The 20635-nt window shown below is 55.4% G+C and carries 15 protein-coding genes; 9 read left to right on the forward strand and 6 right to left on the reverse strand.

Annotated elements, in window-relative coordinates:
• A partial coding sequence (locus ASD46_RS10725) for a MobA/MobL family protein (RefSeq protein ID WP_162248387.1) occupies window positions 1-451 on the reverse strand: 451 nt, incomplete at its 3' end.
• Window positions 452-752: 301 nt separating this feature from the next.
• Between ASD46_RS10725 and ASD46_RS10730 the strand changes: the two genes are divergently transcribed.
• The 8 genes from ASD46_RS10730 to ASD46_RS10770 all read left to right on the forward strand — a co-directional run bounded on the left by ASD46_RS10730 (window position 753) and on the right by ASD46_RS10770 (window position 8635).
• The gene (locus tag ASD46_RS10730; RefSeq protein WP_233283663.1) at window positions 753-1859 is read left to right on the forward strand and encodes an IS110 family transposase; all 1107 of its coding nucleotides are present in this window, start codon (window positions 753-755) and stop codon (window positions 1857-1859) included.
• A gap of 431 nt (window positions 1860-2290) precedes the next feature.
• Window positions 2291-2632 carry an IS66-like element accessory protein TnpA gene (tnpA, locus tag ASD46_RS10735; protein WP_082546190.1) on the forward strand — a complete coding sequence of 114 codons (342 nt, stop codon included), beginning with the start codon at window positions 2291-2293 and terminating at the stop codon, window positions 2630-2632.
• Window positions 2629-2976, forward strand: a complete 348-nt coding sequence (gene tnpB, locus ASD46_RS10740; protein WP_060642236.1) for an IS66 family insertion sequence element accessory protein TnpB — start codon at window positions 2629-2631, stop codon at window positions 2974-2976. The genes tnpA and tnpB overlap by 4 nt, the downstream gene beginning before the upstream one ends.
• Before the next feature lie 78 nt (window positions 2977-3054).
• Complete coding sequence (tnpC, locus tag ASD46_RS10745; RefSeq protein ID WP_060642237.1) at window positions 3055-4713, forward strand: IS66 family transposase; 1659 nt, start codon at window positions 3055-3057, stop codon at window positions 4711-4713.
• A complete protein-coding gene (locus ASD46_RS10750; protein WP_012478006.1) occupies window positions 4713-5297 on the forward strand; it encodes a plasmid pRiA4b ORF-3 family protein in 585 nt (194 codons plus the stop codon). Before tnpC ends, ASD46_RS10750 begins: the two co-directional genes overlap by 1 nt.
• Before the next feature lie 372 nt (window positions 5298-5669).
• The gene (locus tag ASD46_RS10760) at window positions 5670-6518 is read left to right on the forward strand and encodes a nucleotidyltransferase and HEPN domain-containing protein (RefSeq protein WP_060642239.1); all 849 of its coding nucleotides are present in this window, start codon (window positions 5670-5672) and stop codon (window positions 6516-6518) included.
• 147 nt (window positions 6519-6665) lie between these two features.
• Window positions 6666-6974, forward strand: coding sequence for a hypothetical protein (locus ASD46_RS10765; RefSeq protein ID WP_060642240.1), 309 nt, complete (start codon window positions 6666-6668; stop codon window positions 6972-6974).
• Window positions 6971-8635, forward strand: coding sequence for a type IV secretory system conjugative DNA transfer family protein (locus tag ASD46_RS10770; protein ID WP_060642241.1), 1665 nt, complete (start codon window positions 6971-6973; stop codon window positions 8633-8635). The genes ASD46_RS10765 and ASD46_RS10770 overlap by 4 nt, the downstream gene beginning before the upstream one ends.
• 344 nt (window positions 8636-8979) lie before the next feature.
• Here ASD46_RS10770 and ASD46_RS10775 read toward each other — a convergent pair whose 3' ends face one another.
• Window positions 8980-10053, reverse strand: a complete 1074-nt coding sequence (locus tag ASD46_RS10775; protein ID WP_013760964.1) for a GSU2403 family nucleotidyltransferase fold protein — start codon at window positions 10051-10053, stop codon at window positions 8980-8982.
• A gap of 469 nt (window positions 10054-10522) precedes the next feature.
• Here ASD46_RS10775 and ASD46_RS10780 point away from each other — a divergent pair, with 469 nt between their 5' ends.
• Window positions 10523-11458, forward strand: a complete 936-nt coding sequence (locus tag ASD46_RS10780) for a nucleotidyltransferase and HEPN domain-containing protein (RefSeq protein WP_060642242.1) — start codon at window positions 10523-10525, stop codon at window positions 11456-11458.
• Window positions 11459-11932: 474 nt separating this feature from the next.
• On the opposite strand, the gene ASD46_RS10785 is transcribed toward ASD46_RS10780, so the two are convergent.
• The 4 genes from ASD46_RS10785 to ASD46_RS10805 all read right to left on the reverse strand — a co-directional run bounded on the left by ASD46_RS10785 (window position 11933) and on the right by ASD46_RS10805 (window position 20125).
• A complete protein-coding gene (locus ASD46_RS10785; RefSeq protein ID WP_060642243.1) occupies window positions 11933-14707 on the reverse strand; it encodes a UvrD-helicase domain-containing protein in 2775 nt (924 codons plus the stop codon).
• Window positions 14708-15299: 592 nt separating this feature from the next.
• Window positions 15300-17249 carry an AAA family ATPase gene (locus tag ASD46_RS10795; protein ID WP_060642245.1) on the reverse strand — a complete coding sequence of 650 codons (1950 nt, stop codon included), beginning with the start codon at window positions 17247-17249 and terminating at the stop codon, window positions 15300-15302.
• Window positions 17246-19561, reverse strand: a complete 2316-nt coding sequence (locus ASD46_RS10800) for an AAA family ATPase (RefSeq protein ID WP_060642246.1) — start codon at window positions 19559-19561, stop codon at window positions 17246-17248. Before ASD46_RS10800 ends, ASD46_RS10795 begins: the two co-directional genes overlap by 4 nt.
• Window positions 19562-19882: 321 nt before the next feature.
• Entirely contained in the window at window positions 19883-20125 is a 243-nt protein-coding gene (locus tag ASD46_RS10805; RefSeq protein WP_060642247.1) for a hypothetical protein, read from the reverse strand.
• Window positions 20126-20635: the final 510 nt, after the last annotated feature.

Genomic DNA, 20635 nt, shown 5'->3' on the forward strand with positions numbered 1-20635 from the left:
TCACCATGCTCACTTGGCGAATGGATTGCAAAATCCACGGCCGCGCCATAGCGTCACCATGCTCACTTGGCGAATGGATTGCAAAATCCACGGCCGCGCCATAGCGGTTTGCCAGATCCTGAGCAAAGGCACGCGCAGCCTTCAGTCGCCCTTCTGGCGAAAGCTCATGCGGAAGCGCGATTTCGAATTCGCGGGCGACGCGGGCATCTTTTCGCTTTTCTGCAAACTCGGCAGCATTCCACAACGTCGAGCGATCCAAAGCCCAGTCGACAGACACGCCTTGCGGCAGCACGATCTCTTTATGCTCGACACCCTCTTTGCGGGTGAAGTCATGTACAAGGCCATCGCGTTGATTGACGAGAAGAACAGCACAACGGTAGGCGGCAGATGCGACAGCGCTGCGACCGGATGAGCGCGAGACAGGTTTGGTGCTGAGATGATAAATCGCCAAACGAAATCTCCGATACGCAAACGGGGAGACCAAACGCTCAAAGGCGCCGCAAGTCGTAAGTGCGCCCTTGTCTGTTTACCGGTGGCGACGCTAGCAACAACGAACGGCGATTTCGACTACTAAAAGTAGTGGTCGAATAAAGACAATCTCGCGTTTTTGAATAGGCGCCAAACGCCTCAGTTTGAAGAGGTGAATTCCCCCGCTGAAAAATGGGGCATTCAGTCAGGTCGATGTCAGCGGACATCGAGACTGTGATCAGCGGGCTCTCCGAGGCCTGAACGAACACCGAAGACGGCGTTATGTGCTTCACATCATCAATTTGAAATCGAGCGATGATATCGTGGCATCGATCCCCAAGGTTTCAAGGGAGCGGACGATGCAGGACGTGGCGACGGTAGGGCTTGATATAGCCAAGCAGGTTTTCCAGGCGCATGGAGCAGATGCGAGCGGAGAAACCCTTTTCAACACTAAGATCAAACGTGAGAACGTTCTGGAGTTTTTCAGCAAGCTCAAACCATGCCTGATCGGAATGGAGTCCTGCGCTACAAGTTATCACTGGGCACGGCAGTTACTAGAATTTGGGCATGACGTGCGGTTGATCCATACCAGTTACGTGAAGCCCTTCGTGAAACGCGGCAAAACCGACGCCAACGATGCAGAGGCGATCAATGTTGCGCTTACGCAAAAGACAATGCGCTTCGTTCCAGTCAAAACCTTGAACCAACAAGCGGCGATCACGATTTTTCGAACTCGCAGCCTTTTTGTTTCACAACGGACTCAACTCGTAAACGCGCTGCGGGGGCACCTAGCGGAGGCCGGCCTGATAGCGGCGAAGGGCATTCAAAATTATTCCAAATTAGTCAAACTTATGGAAAGTGCAGCAGATACCGTCCTGCCGACAGTTATGAAAAAGGCTCTCACCGACATTTGCGACCAGATACATCGATTGAATGATTTGGTCACGAAACTAGACAAAGAGATTGAGCGACGTGTCCAACACGATGAGAACGCGTGTAGGCTTCTGACGATACCTGGTGTTGGCCCGAAAACTGCAATGTGCGTTATTGCGACAATTCCTGATATCCATCGGTTTCCATCTGGCCGCCATTTCTCTTCATGGCTGGGTCTTACTCCTCGCACGCATTCAAGCGGAGGTCGTTCGGTTCTGAGCCGCATTACGAAAATGGGGAATAGCGAACTCCGAACGATGCTTTATCTCGGGGGCACAGTGATCATGATGCGAGATAAGAAAACTCCAATCGGTCGTTGGGCCAGTCGATTGCGCGCGAGACGACCGTACAAAGTTGCCGTTATCGCTGTGGCAAATCGTATAGCGCGCATCATTTGGGCTCTTTTGACAAATGGGGGAGTTTACGATCCGACATACGGCCGAGAAGCCTCAGCGTGACGCAGCGATAATCTTGGGTGTTTGAATAGGTGGTGGTCGGCGGTAAGCTAACGGGTAGCGCACTAGAGAGCGAATTGTCCGAATGACTAGATGTACCTGGAGTAGGGGACCGCTATAGGCATTTGCTCTGCGTTTCGCAAAATGGCGACCTTGAGAGGTTATGCCGTCAAGACTCATGCAGCGCTTCCAATTGCCTTGCCCTCGATCATCCATCTAGCGGGTCGCTTCCAATTAGGGGGCGGCCCGCACTCCTGTCTGGATGGTGACGGCCGCCTCCATGACCGTGCCTTTCTTGACGTGACTGTGTTACCAAAATTGCGTCGAAGTGAGCGGCAGTGCAGTATCCCTCCGGCGTGGACCGCCTTGCGAGTTTTTGGCGATACCGTGATTTTGCGCTCTTGAGAGTGGACTTAAGAGCGCAATGAGGAACTATGGCACAGGCCATTTTGCTGACGGGTCACGAACGGCGTCGTCGTTGGTCACCGGACCAACGGCTGGAAATTCTGGAGGCAGCATTTGCTCCGGGGGCAAATGTCTCGGAGGTAGCGCGTCGTTTTGATGTTTCGACGGGGCTGCTGTACACGTGGCGGCGCCAAGCGCTGACTGTGAAAGATGGGCCTGCTTTTGTGCCGGCAACAGTCCTGGATGTTCCTGGCGGCGGCTGTGGTGGTGCGGCAACCATCGTTGTGGACTTTGCGAACGGTATCAAGGTGAGGATTGGGTCCGGAGCGCCTTGTGATCTTGCCGCAGCAGTAATGCGAGCGCTGAAATGATCCCGATCAGTTCGAGCGTGCGGGTTTGGATTGCGAGCGGCCATTGCGATATGCGCAAGGGGATGCAGGGCCTTGCTCTGATCGCGCAGGAAGGTCTTGGTCGTGATCCGTTCAAGGGTGACGTTTTTGTCTTCCGCGGGAAAAGCGGCCGGCTGATCAAGGCTCTTTGGCATGACGGAATTGGGCTTTCGCTATACGCAAAGCGGCTCGAGCGTGGCCGTTTTATTTGGCCGGTGACTGAGGGCGGAGCGATTGCGCTGACGGCTGGCCAGATGTCCTATTTGCTTGAGGGAATTGACTGGCGAAACCCGCAGCAGACATGGCGTCCGACGAGCGCTGGATAGCGATTTTTGGCGAGGATTTGCCGCCATTGGCATCAAGAAAACCTATGCAAATCAGGGGTTTTATGATTCACTTCGAGTATGGAAACAGGCTTCGAAAATCACCGCGATCATGCTGCTGCTATTGAAGCAGAATTGGCGACAGCGCGGGCGGAGCGTGCTGCTGCTTTGGCCGAATTGGCTGTTGCCAGGGCCAGGGAGGCCGACGATCAGGCCATCATTCTTCGCCAGAAAGTCTATATCGAAAAGCTGCAACGGGAGCTTCGCGGTCAGAAGTCGGAACGGACGGCGCGGCTGCTTGCGCAGATGGAACTGATGCTTGAGGACGCCGAAGCGACGGCAACCGAAGATGAGCTTGCCGCTGAAATGGCCGTTGCTGCAGCATCTGCGATTGCGGTCACCGGCTTTACGCGCAAGCGGCCGGTCAAGAAGCCCTTTCCGGAGCATCTGCCGCGTGAGCGTGTCGTGGTGCCAGGGCCGGTTGCCTGCAGTTGCTGTGGCGGTGAACGGCTTCGCAAGCTCGGCGAAGACATCACCGAAACGATGGAGAGCGTACCGCGGAGCTGGAAGGTCATTCAGACGGTGCGGGAAAAGTTCACCTGCCGTGACTGCGAGAAGATCAGCCAGGCACCTGCACCCTTCCATGTCATCCCGAGAGGGTGGGCTGGTCCAAGCCTTTTGGCGATGATGCTCTGCGACAAGTTCGGCCAGCACATTCCCCTCAATCGCCAGGTCGAACGTTTTGCCCTGGAAGGTGTGCCGATCAGTCTGTCGACTGCAGCAGACGCGATTGGCGCGTGCTGCCAGGTTCTCGACCCGCTGGTGCGGCGGATTGAAAGCCATACGTTCGCGTCTGAACGGATCCACGGTGATGACACGACCGTGCCGGTTCTCACTCTCGGCAAGACCGTCACCGGTCGAATATGGAGCTATGTCAGGGACGATAGTCCGTTTGGCGGAACGGCCCCACCATCGGCGATGTTCTATTATTCCCGGGACCGGGCCGGCGAACATCCACAGGCACATCTGGCCAATTATAGCGGTATCCTTCAGGCGGACGCCTATACCGGCTATGGCCAGCTCTATCTTCCTGAACGAAGTCCGGGCCCGATTTATGAAGCTGCGTGTTGGGCGCATGCCAGGCGGCCATTCTTTGCGCAAGCCGATCTGGAGGCCAATGCGCGCCGAAAAGCGCAGGGTAAAAGTGGCGCCGTTATCTCACCAATCGCCTTGAACATGGTGCAGCGGATCGACGCGCTGTTCGACATCGAACGCCAGATCAATGGCCACACTGCCGATGAGAGAAAAGCAATCCGCCAGCAATTATCAAAGCCGTTGATCGACGACATGGAAATATGGATACGCGACCACCGCGCCAGATTGCCGCGCGACAACGACCTGGCAAAGGCATTTGACTATATGCTGAACCGCTGGGAATCCTTTACCCGCTTCCTCGACGACGGCCGGATTTGCCTGTCGAACAATTGCGCGGAGCGATCTCTGCGTGGTGTGGCCCTTGGACGAAAAGCCTGGCTATTTGCCGGTTCCGATCGCGGAGGGCAAAGGGCGGCAGCCATGTACAGCCTGATCGTCACCGCGAAAATGAACCGCATTGACCCACAGGCCTGGCTTGCTGATGTTCTCGCCCGCATCGCCGACCATCCTGTCAGCCGGCTCGATGAGCTTCTCCCCTGGAATTGGCGGAAAACCACGACATCGTCACTGAGGCAGGCAGCCTGATGGCAGGTCCTCTCGTTCGCCTGAAGATCACACTTGATGACGTTGATCCCTTGGTGATGCGGCGCGTTGTCGTGCCGTTCCGCATTCGGCTCGACCGGCTACATGATGTTCTCCAGGAGGCTTTCGGCTGGACCAACAGTCATCTCTATGAGTTCAGGATCCGTGACATCGGATTCGGCGTGCCTGATGGCGGCTTTGATGACCCCATTGATGCGCGCAAGGAAACGCTTCTTGCCGCCATCGAAGATATTGGCGCGAAGTCATTCAAGTATCTCTATGACTTCGGCGACGGCTGGACCCACACAGTGAAAATCGAAAAGACCTTTCCGGCTACCCCCGGCTTTGATGATCCTTTCCTCCTCGAGGCTGTCGGAAGGTGCCCGCCAGAGGATGTTGGCGGCCCTTGGGGCTATGAAGAGTTCCGTGAGGCCCTAGCCGACGTCAACCATGAGCGTCACAACGAACTTGTAGAATGGTGGGGCGACGCACATTACGATCCGGGCGACCTCGACGCCACCAATCTGCGCAAAAACGTCGAGGCTCTAGCCGCAAAATGGAAGCGCAGATCGCGCAAGAAAAGCTGACACTGCGGTCCTCGGCGTATGCTTACGCAGTGCAGGCGGGCATCTGGCTGCAGCGATTGGACAGGGTGCGTCGTTAACGGTCCTTCGTAACCTCTACGCTCCACTCAGTCGGCCACGGTATAGCGCCCGTAGCGCCTGCGATTGGGAAAAAACCGGGAAGCGATATACAACCTAGGATAAAGTACCATTGAATGTTCGCTATTGAGGAATGAAGGTATTGCAATACCATCTGCATAAATCAGAGCCGGTTGCCTCAAGATGGAATGTGCATCGTCCATGAAGACAGGCATTCGCTTGGTGGCTACCAAAAATCGGAGTTTCAAAGGCCTCTGGAATGGCCCATACAGGACACCGTCGATAAGCGGAGCAGACATGAAGACCAGCCTTGAGCATTTGCCGGAACGAAAGCAACGCGAGCTCGCGCGTGTCGTCGGAATTATTCAGGAAGAGTTTGCTGATCTGGTGGAGCGCTCCAAGTCTGACGCCAAGAAGGATGGACGTATTTTCAAAATCATTCTGTTCGGTTCTTACGCGCGTGGCACCTGGGTGGATGAACCGCATACGTCGAAAGGCTATCGCTCGGATTTCGACATCCTCGTCATCGTCAGCAACAAGGAACTTGCCGATCCCAAATACTGGGACAAGACAACAGACCGGCTGATGTGGGACAAGGAGATCGAGACGCCCGTCGATATCCGACGTGATGGCATTGCTCTCTACGAACTCGACGATAGGGAACTCGCCGAGCCGAAAAGCCTCACGGGGCAACAGGCATATGAGGTTGCCAAAAGGCATTTTTCGGCTCGCTCGAGCACTGCTGACTTCTTCGTTAAGCACGTCCTCTACGGGCTCCAAGATGGAGATTGGAAAGAGACAGCTTTCATGCTGCACCAATCCATAGAGCAGGCTTATTCCACTCTGCTTTTGACCCTCACCAACTACAGCCCTGCCAGCCATAATCTGAAATTTTTGCGAGGGCTGGCTGAGGGGCAGGATATCCGCCTCGCCGAGGCCTGGCCGCGGGATCACCATCGGTTTCAGTCGTGGTTCAACACACTGAACGAAGCCTATGTGAAGGCCCGTTACTCCGACCATTACGAAATCACCGAGGAGGCTTTGACCTGGCTGACTGCCAGAACGTCCATCCTCTACGATCTCGTCAACACGGTCTGCCGCGAGCACATCGAAAGGCTCGAACAGGCCGCGAAAGCCAGCGACTGAGCTTCACCGGTGACACAACAATCCTGAGCTCAGGTAGCAGCCACCACAGCGTCATGAACCATATGGTCAAACCTACTCTCACAATCGCTATGTCGATCTCCTCATAGAAACTGGTCTGTCTTCCAGGAGCAAAGCCGCGGAATAATCGTGGCAAAGAAAACCATCGAACAACGCCTGGCTGAACTGGACGCGCAACGGTCCGCCCTCAAGGCCCGTCTCTCGAAAACCGAGCGCAACAACGACATGCGCCGAAAGGTCCTGATCGGTTCGCTCGTTCTGCATCACCTCGAAACCTCGGATGATCAGGTTTTCAAGCAGCAGCTCGGTGAATGGCTGCGTCGTGAACTACCGGGCTTTCTGACACGCGACAGTGACAAGGCGCTCTTTGCCGATCTGATTCGACCAGTACGGCCGAGCACGGCAGAGAGTGGTGGCGGCGTGCAGGGTGCTCCATGAACCGGTTGCGACTTGCCCGGGACGCATTCAAGAACATGATGCGCGCCGCCGCGCGTGATCCGCTTTGGGCATTTTTGGCTTTGCTTGCCATGCCCTTCCGGATCTGGAAACGGCTGCTTGGATTTATGTTCATCCTGTTCAACGTCACCTTTGTGATCGGTATGGGTGGCGGTCATTTCCTCGAGCAAATGGGTTTTGCTCAAGGCTCGCCTGTCTACATCATTCCAGGTCTCTTAACCCTGCTGGCGCTTGCCGTTATCACCTTTTGGTTCATCACCACTCCACTGATTTTGCATTTCGGGGATGATGACGATGATACCCATGGCTCCGCCCGGTTTGCGACAGACAAGGAAATAGCCGCTCTCACCTCATCCGGCTCCGGCCTCCTGATCGGTCGTGATACGAAAACGGCCAAGCCTCTGCGCTATGATGGCCCGGCCCATCTCCTGACGATGGCGCCGACCCGTACCGGCAAGGGCGTGGGCACTATCATCCCGAACCTGCTGACCGCCGACCGTTCCGTGATCTGCGTCGATCCGAAAGGTGAGAATGCAAGGATCACCGGCCGTGCGCGCCAGAAATTCGGGCCGGTTCATGTGCTCGATCCTTTCGGGGTCACCGGTGGATCCTCGGCAGCCTTCAATCCTCTTGCCCTGCTTGATCCCCACAGCCTCGATGTCGCGGACGACGCCAACACCCTTGCCGACGCTCTCGTGTTCGACGAGCCGGGAATGGCAGGCGAGGCGCATTGGAACGAGGAGGCAAAAGCACTGATTGCCGGATTGTTGCTCGAGATCGTTGCATCTGAACCTTTGAGACGCAGGCACCTCGCAACACTCCGCGACTATCTCACCCTTGCTCCGGAACAATTCGCAGCACTGCTCAAGCGTATGCAGGACAGCGATGCGGTGAGAGGTCTTGTCGCGCGTGCCGCAAACCGCCACCTCGGAAAATCCGATCGCGAAGCTGCAGGCGTTCTCTCCGCAGCCCAACGCCATACGCATTTTCTTGATTCACCGCGCATGACGGCCGTCCTCAGTCGCTCGGATTTCCGGTTTGCCGACCTCAAGCGCAGCAACGTGACGGTGTTCCTCGTCCTTCCTCCTGATCGCCTCTCGACCTATTCGCGCTGGCTGCGCCTGCTTGTCTCGCAAAGCCTGCTCGAAATGGCCCGCGATCCGACAAAGCCGACGACACCGGTTCTTTATCTGCTCGACGAGTTCGCATCCCTGGGGCATTTGGCACCAGTCGAGCGCGCGATGGGTCTGATGGCGGGCTATGGTGTCCAGCTTTGGCCCATCCTCCAGGACATCCATCAGCTGCGTGCCACATACGGTCATCGCGCCGGAACTTTCCTGTCAAACGCCGGCGTGCTGCAGGTCTTCGGCGTCAACGATCATGACAGCGCGCGCCTCATCTCTGATTTGCTCGGACAGGAAACGGTCGTGTTCCAGACGATGGCGAGAGCCCTCGATTCCGATAAGACGGGGATCTCCTATAGCCAGCAACATACCGGCCGGCCGCTGCTCACCCCTGATGAGGTGCGCAACTTGCCCGCAAAAGGACAATTGCTGTTTCTAGCCGGACAACGACCAATATTTGCTGAGAAACTTGCCTACTTTGCCGATGCGGAGTTCAGGGAGATGTTCGATCCAGTCTGAAGGAAGCGTGACAAAAAGGCAGTCTGGCATTCGCATCGCAACCTTGTATCGGAGGTCCTTGGACCTCCTCGGCGTGGACTTCCAATTATCATGACTGATAATTCCAATCGCCAAGGAATTGGAAACGGGTCGGTATGAACGTCTGTAGCAATCGACGCGGTGATCCAGCCTGTCCTGACGGGAACGCGCTCCCCATAGCGCCGAAGTGAGCGGCAGGACAGGCGTGCGTCTTGCTGCAAAGGCATGAAAACGGAGGCGTGCTGCATGTCTCCAGCGACAACGAGAGCTGCCGCGCATCTTTGGCAAGGTCCGGGTCGCATGTACCGTCTTCTGCTTCCATGTCCCTACGCCTTACCCAGTCGGTCTACCGTGACACCAAGGGCATTTGCCAACGCGAGCTTGCCGTTGTCTGGCATTAATACGAGGCCCGACAGGATCGCTTCCTGCCACGCCTCTCCGCGCGTCCACGCTTCGCGGTAGGCATCGGCAAGCAAATAGCTCTGTCGCGTCTCCACGAGCGCCTCGGACAGCAGCGATGCCTGTACGAGGTCCTTATCCCTCTTGGCTCGCCCGAGGGCATCCGTGCGCCTCCTTGATGCAACGATCAGCTTGTGGACGGCATACCGCTCGGGAGCGGGGATATTCACGCTCACGCCTTCCCGGTGCAGCAGTACGGATCTTACGGGTCCGTAGATCAGGAAGTCTAGGAACCGCAGGTTTTCAGCAGACGCGCCTCCAAGGGCAGGCATTGGGGACGGCTTGCCCGTGTAGTCATCCGATCCACGGTTGGTCGTCAGGAATTCGACGCGGTAGTTTACCGAATTAGAAAAGGCGACCACCTTTGCGTTATCGGCCTGGTGTGGGACCGCCCTGAACGTGCTGTCTATCGATCTCAGGAGATCGAGGATTGGAGGCAGGCTGTCCTCGACTTCCGCCGAGATCGCAAAGTCCTGCGCGAAGTCCGCATCGCCTGTTTGCATAGAGGTACCAGGGAGACGAACGCCAAGGAGGCCTGAGTAACAGCTGAAAGCCACAGAACCGACGAGGAGTGCCCTCAGACGGAATAGGCCCGCGTCAGCGAGTACTTTGGTCACTTCACCCGCGAAGCGGTCCGGCGCGGACATGCCACCGCTTCGCAGCAGCATGCCGACGAGCTTGCGCCGCTCCCGGATGTCGTCTTTGACTTGCCTATGGGCTTTTACCCGAGTCGTGATGTCGACGTCATCCTGCGGGCCGACATAGCGTCTCTTGTCCTTACCCTCGGGAGTAGGGAGATCAAAATACCAGTAATTGCGGCCCTTGACCGGAACGGCAACAAACCGACCTTCAAGGGGAAAATCTGCCTGAAACTGAGCATCGAACGTCCGCTGCGCGAGTTCAGCGAACGCCGTTCTGTAAACGAGGTCAATCTGTTTCATTGCCCGATCCCGTTATAATGAATTTGCAAAAACATTATAACTATAGTGTCAGATGTCAACGGAGCGAGGCAAGACCACTTCGTTTTCATTCAGAAAGTGGACACTGGTTCGCTTTGACACCATTGCATTCAGGCCATCGAGGCGGCAACTTTGGACGGCCGCAAATTGGCGAACTGAAAATCCGTCGTCCTCTCCTTCGATCACAAACCAAATAGTAGAAAGGCCAATCGATAGATCTGGCGCCAACGCATGTTTTCTCTCGAGAAAGAGGAGACGCATCGCTGCGAGGAGATGATATCAGCATTCGGCAGCGTGTTTATCAGGCGTTCCTCTCAGCCATTTCCCGACCTCCAAAAGTCGACTAGCACTTTTGGCATTTGATCAATGTGGCGAAGCGTATAAGGTCCATGGATACCACCAGCGCGATCAGATCGGCGCAACAATCGGAAGCCAGCCAGACCCTGTTCCCATGATGAAATCCTCCCTCGATCATATCCCGCACAGAAAGCAGCGAGAGCTTGCTCGTGCGCTGGAGATCCTGCACGAGGAGTTCGAGGATGCGCTGGGTGAGGGCACTGCCGACTTCAAGAAGCGCGGACGCATTCTCAAAATCATTCTGTTCGGCTCCTATGCCCGCGGCACCTTTGTCGATGAGCCGCATACGATGAAGGGCTATCGCTCAGATTTCGATTTGCTGGTGATCGTCAACAATCGCAAGCTGACGGATCACGCGACCTACTGGTACAAGGCGGCCGACCGGATCATCCGCGACAGCTTTATCGAAACGCCGACGCAGTTCATCGTGCATTCTCTGCGCGAGGTGAACACAGAGCTTAAGAAGGGCCACTACTTCTTCTCGGATATCCGCAAGGAAGGCATCGTTCTATACGAACTGGATGACGAGCCGCTCGCTGAGCCGAAGCTGCTGACTGCGGAAGAACGGTTGAATGTCGCGCGTGAGCATTGCCGGGAACGGTTCGAGGCAGGTACCGAGTTCTTTGTTCTGTCCTGTCACGCTCGCAACAGTGGCTTTACAAAAAGAGCTGCTTTTCTTTTGCATCAGGCGATCGAGCAAGCCTATTCCTGCGTCCTTCTCACACTGACGAACTACGGGCCTGCCTCCCACAACATCAAGTTCCTCCGCTCTCTTGCCGAGGAGCAGGACCTTCGACTGGTCGACGCGTTTCCACGCGATCATCATCGGCAGCGGGCCTGGTTCAATACGATCAATGAAGCCTATGTGAAGGCGCGGTACTCGAAACATTTCGAGATCAGCGAAGAGGCGATTGGCTGGCTCGGTGAGCGCACCGCGCATTTGCTCGAGCTGGTGAAGGTCGTTTGCGATGAACATATCGAAAAGGTGGATTGTGGCGTTCGAATGGGCGGGAGTGAAAGCAGCCAATGACCGCGAGGTGTCAAAGCAGATTCTAATCGTGCCCCCGCAACCAGTTCCAGCATAAATCGCTGATTACAAAGATATAACAGGGGCTTAACCACCAATTCACTGCTACCGCCTCTGTAACTCAGGGGCGGTTTTTGCGTTCAGGGGCTAGAAAAGCCGGCATAGAAGCGACAAAGCCCCCGGAAGAAGGTTGCCCTAACTATCTCAAAAACTTGACGGTCACTGGGGGCGTTTAGCGGGGCTGCGCATTTCGACCGCATTCCCTCTGTCGTCTCCCCCGGCCACAACGCATCTAGGCCACAACATTCGGGTTAGCAGTACCAATCACCTCAAGATGGCCACGGACCGCTCCCGCGTCATCGATGAGATGGCCAATCCGCTCGCGACGCTGACAATCCCATAAGTTGTTGCTACGATCTCTGCAGTCGGGATGGCGGTTGCGCAGATCATGGCGAGGAACTTTGCCTTTTGACGCTGCTAGCTCTTGGTGCCAGTTCTCGAACCGCCTTTTTTCTTTGGCTTGTACCTACATATAGGGAAGTTCGAGCACGATCTGAACGGACCGTGACGCCCGGTTTTGAGGATTATCGCGCCCTGACGACACGCCGGGCATGGTTCTTCCTGAATCGGCTGCCCATATGAAGTCTGAATGGTCACAGCCCCGTCTGCCTCCAGCTCCTTGAGGAAGGACGAGTTTTTGCCCTGAGCGGTGAACATGGCCACGGTGCGCCTGGCGCGGGTGAGCGCCACGTAGAAAAGCCGTCGTTCTTCACTCGCTGGATAATGGTCACCCGGCGGCATCGCGAGACCGAGCACGGGGTCATCGGCACGCGTACTGGGGAAACTACGCCCTCTCAACGTGGTGAGCATTTCAGGCAGGATGACATAGTCCGCTTCGCTGCCTTTTGAGCGGTGGATTGTCAAAAACGACACGTCTACCCACCGGATTGCTTCCCGGGATAGGCGCGGAACGTGTTGCTGATCGGCATTGTAGCGCCCCAGGACATAGACCGAGATCTTCCCGTTCCGCCCTGGAGTGATCGTTCCGTTCTCAACGCCCTTGGCTAGCCGCTCCACATAATGCCGAACGGCGTCTGGAAGCTGCTCTAGTTGCTCAACCTGGTAGGCTTCAAGGACTGGTCCTGCTGCAGGGGTGGTGGAATGCACTTTCTTGGTGATCTGAGAGGGGTTTTTTGAGACGAACTGGCTGGAGACGTCACATAGTGCCTGCGGGCACCGGAAGGTGCGCTCCAGCTTCAGAATCTGTCCGTGCCCAAACCAATCCTGAAAGCCAGTCATCACAGAAATATCCGCTCCGGCGAACCGGTTGATAGATTGCCAGTCGTCACCGACCGCGAAGAAGTATCGGTCCTTCTTCTGCACCAAAGCTCGGCAAAGCCGCGCCCGCGCTCGCGAGGCGTCCTGAAACTCGTCGGCCATCACCAGCCGGTAGGGCTCTTCGAGCGTGCCGTTCTCGATATACTCAGCGGCCATATTCAACATGTCCTCGAAGTCGATGCCACCTACCGCCGCAAGCGCCTCATCCCACGCTTTGATGATCTGAACAGCCAGGGAAGCGAACATCCGGTAGCGGTGTTTGAAGGCGTCAGCGGGAAGCCTGTCCACCCGTTCTGCTAGCTCTTCCGGGGTCAGCCCGTTACTTTTGTAGTGGCTGATGAACGTGCGGACGAGTCCGATTAGTTCCTCCGACGGCATGGGCCTCAGGCCATTTTCCGGGATCGGCCGATCGGGGTTCGGATCGAGAACAACGCCGCGCCCAGTCAGCTCCTTTTCGAGATGGTCCAGCACTGTGCCCGTGCGCACCTGGTGCGAGGTCGTCTCAATAAGCGCGGTTCCCCGTTCCGCATGGAGCTGCCGTTTCCATTCGACCCCGGCCACATAGTCACCAAAGTGGGAAGGGGCGTTTCCTCGGGCATCGAGAGCGAAATGCTCGTGGTAGAGATCAATGTCCGGATAAAAGAAGTCAGGCTTGTATTGCCGATGCGAGGCATCGGCGGTGTCGTGGACGTAGGCGTGTTCGTACCGGTAGTTGACCCCATTGTAGAACAGCCAGTTTGAGATTAGCGCCTCTTCCTGGCTCCGGACACGGGTGCCGTCAGCGGTGAGGATAGAGCCATTCCCTTGCTCGTCCCAAGCATCCGGCCGAGCCGCCTCACCAAATTTCGGCAGATCGCGGGTGCACACGAAGCGGAACAGATCCCATTGGGCACGGAATGCAATCGACCTATCCTTTAGGCCGTCGATCAGCTCGGCGAGCTTTCGGAAGCCATCGACCGGATCGAATGCCCAATCGGGAATATCCGGCTTCTTCCCTGTCGCCTTACCGATGATATCCAAACCCAACTTATGGAAGGTAGAGGCCTCCACGGACACGTTCATACCTAGTCTCTGAAACGAGCGCGTGGCTCTCTCTTTCAACTCTTCGGCCGCCGGCTTGTTGAAGGCCAGCATGATGATTTCATCAGGCGTGGCGATGCCACGGTATATGGCATATGCCGCTCGGGCTACCATGGTCGAGGTTTTGCCGGAGCCCGCAGAGGCGACCACCTGGACGCGGTTATCGAAGCATATGACGGCTCGCGCCTGCTCTGGCGTCAGTGGTCTGCTCTCGACGCGATCGAGGATTTCCGCGCACTCAATCAGCTCCCGTTCCGAGTGGCGGGCGTTCAGACTGCGCCAGGTTTCCCCAAGGTCGCTCGCCCACTCGCGCAGGTCCCGATCAAGCTCTGCCGCCTTCTCGCCCAATCTAACTCTCAGCGCGGGGTCGCGCAGCAGTGTCAACATCTTGAAGGTGTCTAATTGCGGGCGTTTACCCTCTAACGAATGCAGCATCTCATTGGTTAGCCAGCGCCGCGCTGAATCGGCACGGTGCTCGGCTGCGCGGCGTTTCGTGAGCCATTCGATGAGAGTGACATGTGTCCACAAAAGCAGATCAGTCTCTTCCCGAATGCGGATCTCTTCCAGTATGTCGGCGAAACCGGATCGGAGCGACGCTGCGGCGTGTTTGGAAAGGCCACGGACCTTGACCGGCTCCAGACCCTCCAGCTTGATGGTAACGGTGGACGAGAAAAGGCCGTTTCGCACGACGAGCGACAAAGATTCCGTCACGTCCGCGATATGCGAGACACCGTCGATATTGAGGATTAAGCGCATTCCGTCCCGGGTGAGCGTCCAGTCCGACGGTCGGGAAAAAATGCGCGTCCATTTGGAAGGCGCCCACTGACTTGTCATTAGCAACTGCCTCCACCGCAGCGACACACGGTGCTAGTATAAAACTGTTCAGCTGCCTTTGATGAGAAGCCAAATCCCTACGACGCTAGCCCCGCCACCTAGAACATAGCCGAGTACCAGTCGTCCAGTCCGCCCACTCGGCAATTCTCCTCCAGCGCTTGCATAGATCGCCAATGCCAGTATGGCGCAGCCAAACAGCAGCTCCATTGGCCCCATGTCCTAGTCTCCTTTTTGGCCGCAGCCTTCCGTTCCTGTATTCCGGCTATCGCCTGTTCAATAGCGGTGGAGGCCTGGAAATCGTCGCAGCCAATGCGAATGAGGTTCGCTTTGATGTCGATTGCAGAATGTCTGAGGTTTAAAGCGCGGGTGGCAGCCAGAACTCTTGAATCCTTTGGGAATTCATCATTCATGGACTTCCGACCTCGGTCTGGTTCCGCAAATATCGCGTATCACTGGCTACGTCCCTCGTTGACATGCTTTACGAAATGCAGCGTATCACTGGCAACGGCCGACCAGGTCGTCAGAATCAACTGATCCTTTGGTTCCAGTTTCTTCTACTTCCTTGGCGTGGTTCCCATCGCCGTTCTGTCGATCACGGGGCTAGGTCGGCTTCAATCAGTACATCTGCAGGTGTAAATATTCCGGCATTCCGGAGAGACGCAGCCGCTGTGCCAGGATCTGCGGTAAACAGAACGACCGCCAGATCCCTGAGTGCGCGAGTACAGCTTACATAAAACAATCGGCGAGTTCGATCCACCGTGGTCTCCTTGCCCTCCCGATGATTTTTCAGATCAGTGTCTGACGGAGCTTTTAGACCAAGATATTTTTCGTACGAAAACTGGTTATGTGTCCCCTCTTCATCGTCTAGGACGACCACGACTCTATCAAATTCCGCGCCCTTGATACCTTGCTGGGTGCGGAAAGGAGATTCTTCCGCGACATAGACCTCGTAGTGAAGAAACTGGCGTACAGAGCATGACAGAAAACGATCCATGGCGGCAATTTCCTTGGTGAGTTCCTCGCCATCATCCTCATCATCGGCGACGTCCTCCGCTTCGACCAATTCTTCGGCAGGACGTACGGGTGGCGGGTCGAGATATGCGGACAGGCGGGAATCGATGTTGTAGAGCCCGGAGGACTGCACAATTGCTAGGACGTCCTTCACTGTCGCTTCAGAATCCACCGCAAATGCCTGAGTGATAGACGCGACCAGCTGGTCTATTTTTCCCAGCTGTTTCGCTACATCTCGTCCCTTCAATCCATCTTTTTCCATGAGAGGGGAGAACCGCCTCAAAAGATGCATCACGTCCAGATGACGACCCGCTGCAGATGCGGCCGCTAACGGTAGAATGAAAGAAACAAAAGGCTTCAATGGCCAAGCCGACGCGTCCAGGAAACCGTTTTTAAAGCTATCGGGGGCTTTATCGTTGAGAGCTGCGTAGAGATCGCCAAAGCCCAGGCGCTTCGCCGCCATTCTGTGAACAATCACCAGCAGCTTGATACGCGTTGCATCGTCCGGACCCTCGACCCAGTCCTCGTCATTCGTAAAATGCGCCATCGACGTTCGGACCCGCTTGAGATTATCATCTCGGTTCTGATCAGCAGGCAGGACGAAAAGCTTTGCGCAACCGTCCTGAGTGGGGATTGCTCCATCCGGTCCGAACCGCTCCCCGGCAACTTGGACCAAATCGTCACCATCGCGACGAATTGCATTGGCAACGGCCAGAACTTCTTTAGAGCACCGGTAGTTCTCCGGCTTGGGAATTTCCACCCAATCCGGTTCCGGATCGATCGATCCTGTTCCTGTCGCATAGATGCGTTGCATCGGGTCGCCGAAGAATCCGAGGCATAGTGGTGACGTTGCGTTCAGGCCGATTGCCTTCAACGCCGCGATGACTTCTACCGTCGTGTCCTGACTTTCATCGACAAACACGAAGGGGAATTGCTGCGCCGTCAGCGTACGGAACAGAGGCCGTTCCGTTAGCAAGTATGACCCGAGCTTGATGATGTCGTCGTGTCCCAATATTCCCTTCGGATAGTCACTGCCGGTGCCATAACGAAAACCCTGCACCGTCACGATCTGCGCGGCCTGACGATGAAATCTCGCCAGATCGCGGACAGCTTTGTCCTTGGTACGCTGCTGAACTCTGGGGCCGAAGGCGGCTTGCTCAGCCCTCAGTTTGGCGATCTTTTCCTGGATACGCCCCGAAACCCAGTCTCTGATATCGCTTTGAAACGGCCGCGCCAAGAGCCACATGAAACTATGGATCGTTGACACATGTACGAGGGGGGTGTTTCCGACGTCGCGCCAGATTTCTCCGGCAGCAATTTCCGTATAGGTAATGCAGGCGACCCGTTGGCGGTTTTTTCTAAGGCGTTCGCCATGCAGGGCTACCACCCCCGACAATCCCTTGATAAGTGAGGTTGTTTTTCCAGACCCTGCACCTGCCTTCATGATGAAGCTTCGCGGAGGTGATTCCGAAATGCACTGCTTTAACGTGAGGTCCGCTTGCGTATCGGGCTTATTGGCGCGGCTAATCATGCGGCTTCAACCCCTACAACGCCATCCGCAATAGGGGCGGGCAACGGCTCGTCGGCCTCGACTGCGATCTGTTCCTTAAGCCAGACTAGGCCATCACGAATGTATGACGGTACATCCCAACTCGACACATCCTCTGTCATTACACCGAGTGCGAACTTAGTCTTATCGAAGCTCTTGCTGGAAACTTTCTTATGCAAGCCAGCTGCCAATGCCGTTGGGTTGGGCGCGGGCCCACGGACGACAAGGCCTATATTCTTGCGCGCTGCCGCCTGTGACCACGTTGGATTCTCAAGGCCGAAATCTTCTTCAAGTGTCCTGCCATACAAATCCTCGGTGTGACCGTTCCAGGTGACGGGGCGCTTGGTCTGGTAAGCCACGCGCACCTTGGCCCCATCATCTAGGTCCGCAGTTTTGTCCGCATCCTCAGAATCCCGCAGTTCTGCAATTGTTTGCGAACCCGGCAACCAGCTGATCAGTGTCTGGTTTGACGTCAAAGCACCAGTGAGCGAAGGCAAGCAGGCCTTGCCCATCTTTTTCGTAAACTTTGGTTTCTTTTCTAAGGCCGCGTCGTCCGCGGGCGCTGCAACTTCCGCCGCCTCGCCATCTGGGATGAGTGGCACCTCAAATTCTTCCACGTCTTCATCGTCGTCCGGTTCTGCAGCTTCAACGCCGGCCGGGGCCAAAATGGTGGGGCCGACGCTGTCTATATCAGTAATGATAAGGGTAGTAAGTCCGAGGAATTCAATCAGCGTTTTGAATCGGTAGCCAAAGGCGCCGCCTACTTCCAAGATGGTAAGACAGGATGATCGGAGACTTTTTGCGACCTTTTCAATCATAAGCGGAAGGAGCAGCCTCTCGACATTGCCTTCTACCAGAATTGCAGCGTCGGCAAAGAAAAGGTCGCAATGAGTGAGTTTGAGATACCTCTCAAGGAAATCTCGGTCCGCGGGCTGCGAATCATAGAAACGAGACAGGCTGAGGACTTCAGTGATCTGCTCCGTCCCGCTCTTTTGTTTTCTGAAATATCGAATTGGCTTGAAGCCGCGTTCGTAAAGAATATGGGGGGAATGGGTCGTCACCACGAGTTGGGTCGAAAATATGCTGTCGTCGTCGTCTGGGATCTTCAAAAGATCCAGCACGTTGCGGATAAAGACTTGCTGCAGTTGCGCATGGAGATGCGCCTCTGGCTCCTCTACGAAGATCAGGTGGAGCGGCGGTCGATTTTCACCCACACTCGCCCACTTTGCCTGAGCGTCCAGGATTTCCACGACCATGTAAATCAAATTCTTGAAGCCGAGCCCGTTGTAACTATCGGGCAAAGTTGCAGCGTTCGCCCCATCGCCTAGAACGTAGTGTACACGGGCATCCTGACTCATGACATGAGCGGGATCGAGGGCTGACATGATTTTCAGCTCGGGATTGTTGATGCCAGGATATCCGAGCTTTGATAAACGATCCAACGTCGGCCGAAACACGTCATCAAGATGGATGTTGAGAGCCTTCTCGGAATCGGCAAGTGCTTTTAGGGCGCCATGGTCATCCTGCCTCTGATCCAGATTTCTTTTGTAAAACCGGCTTAACCGCTTTGACAGGTCTTCCGATCTTCCCGCTCCGCCGGTCTCTGTGACTGGATCAGCCAGATGACGCTGCGCGCTCAGGTTGTCGATCTGGATCAATGATCTCAGTACAGCCGCACCGCCCGGCTCTGTCTCCAGCTGCGTCGGTGCATAGCCCCCGGTCTCATTAAGGTCTTCATCGAACTGAGATCGGTCTAGTACGTAGTATCGGAACTCATATTCGTTCTTGAGTTCTTTTTGCAAATAATCCGTCAGTGATCGGGGCCAGGGTTCGTAAGTATCCGGAAGATCCTTGGTAAGTTCCGCGCTTTTGGACTTTGCCGCCTGATAGTTGCGAACAATCTCGGAGGCAACTTTCGCAGTAAACGAGACCCGGATACCGACCTTCGTGCCTTCCCATGAGGTGCTAGGCAGGAGTGGGATGACAAGATAGAGATCTGAGGCCTGAACATCTAGCCAAAGATCGATGTCTATGCTGGGAAGTCTGAGTTCCGCGGGTTCCGCCGCGCCGAGATCGATCTCGCCGATGGCGTCAAACTCTGCCCAGCAACACGCGCTAAAATCGTAGAGATTCAATCGATCCTTTGCACCGGAAACGAACGTGTGCACCGCGTGAGTGGCGGAGGTTTTTCCACTATTGTTAGACCCCACAAAAATCGAGATTTCATTTCCTAGTTCAATTTTTGCATTCTTGAATCTGCGATAGTTTCGCAACCGATAAGCGTGAAGATGCACTTACTCGTCCCCCTCCGAGCCAACTGAGTCCCAACGCTAAATCAACCTTAGCGAGAAGTCGATATCATTTGGTGCTGTTGGGAGCGGTTCTCCGATTTTTGTGGCAGGTGCTCTGATCCCCGAAGACTGGAGGGAGATTGGGCACAGGTCACTCGCAGGAGCTCTGTCGGTGACCATCCGGTCGAGCTCACGTTCGTGCTCCGCGATTTCTTCGTGCAGCCAACCGCGGTACAGGGGAATATTCGCATAGCTACGCGATGGGCTGCGGCGCATTGATGACGTAATCCGGTTGTTGGTGAAGGTTTTCAGCTGTTGGCCGCATCAGAATGTCGACCGTTTTCCTCTGTAGGTTGATGGCGGTAATGCTTCATGGGCTTGCGCAAGCGTTTCCAGCCATGTTGCGAGGCCATCTGGAACTGTATCGTTGCCGGCTTCCAGCGCCTCGATCCATGAGAGTTCACATTGCAAGGCAGAGGCAATATTGATTGGCGTCCAGCGGATCACCCGCAGGCATTCATGTATTTCGCGCAGAGGCTCCCTCACGCAGCCGCGATAGTCAATCATTTTGTGCAACTTTTGATAGGCTGAACGATTCGTATTTACCTGTCATTCGATTGCGATGAGGGTAGCACGCGCTACAGGGTGCGCAGGCGGAATATCATACCTTCGTAATTGCTATTAATACATATATTTGTATATTTATACTTGTTGATGGGAATGAATTTCCCCTTTGGCGAGGGTGATTAGGTGGTTTAATTAGGATCTGATCAACGGCGGGAGGGTGTCGGTAAAACATATAATTTATTCATCCGGGCACGCAAAACATATAAATAAGCATAAACTAACCGCATTAAGGGGAGAGTGGGGATTTGATTGGTAAAGTTCGTCTGTTTGTGCGCAGATAATTTTGGACCGCTATAACCATGTGATTTTATATAGGTTTTTACAGCGAGAAAGGCGACGTTATATGGGAAGCGGGAAGGAATCTGATTGGGAAGTGGATTGAAAAGGCGACGAAAATTAGCGGCGATCGATTATAATAACAATATCATGATATTGTTATTATAATCGATC

Source organism: Rhizobium sp. Root491 (assembly GCF_001427205.1).
Taxonomy (GTDB): domain Bacteria; phylum Pseudomonadota; class Alphaproteobacteria; order Rhizobiales; family Rhizobiaceae; genus Agrobacterium; species Agrobacterium tumefaciens.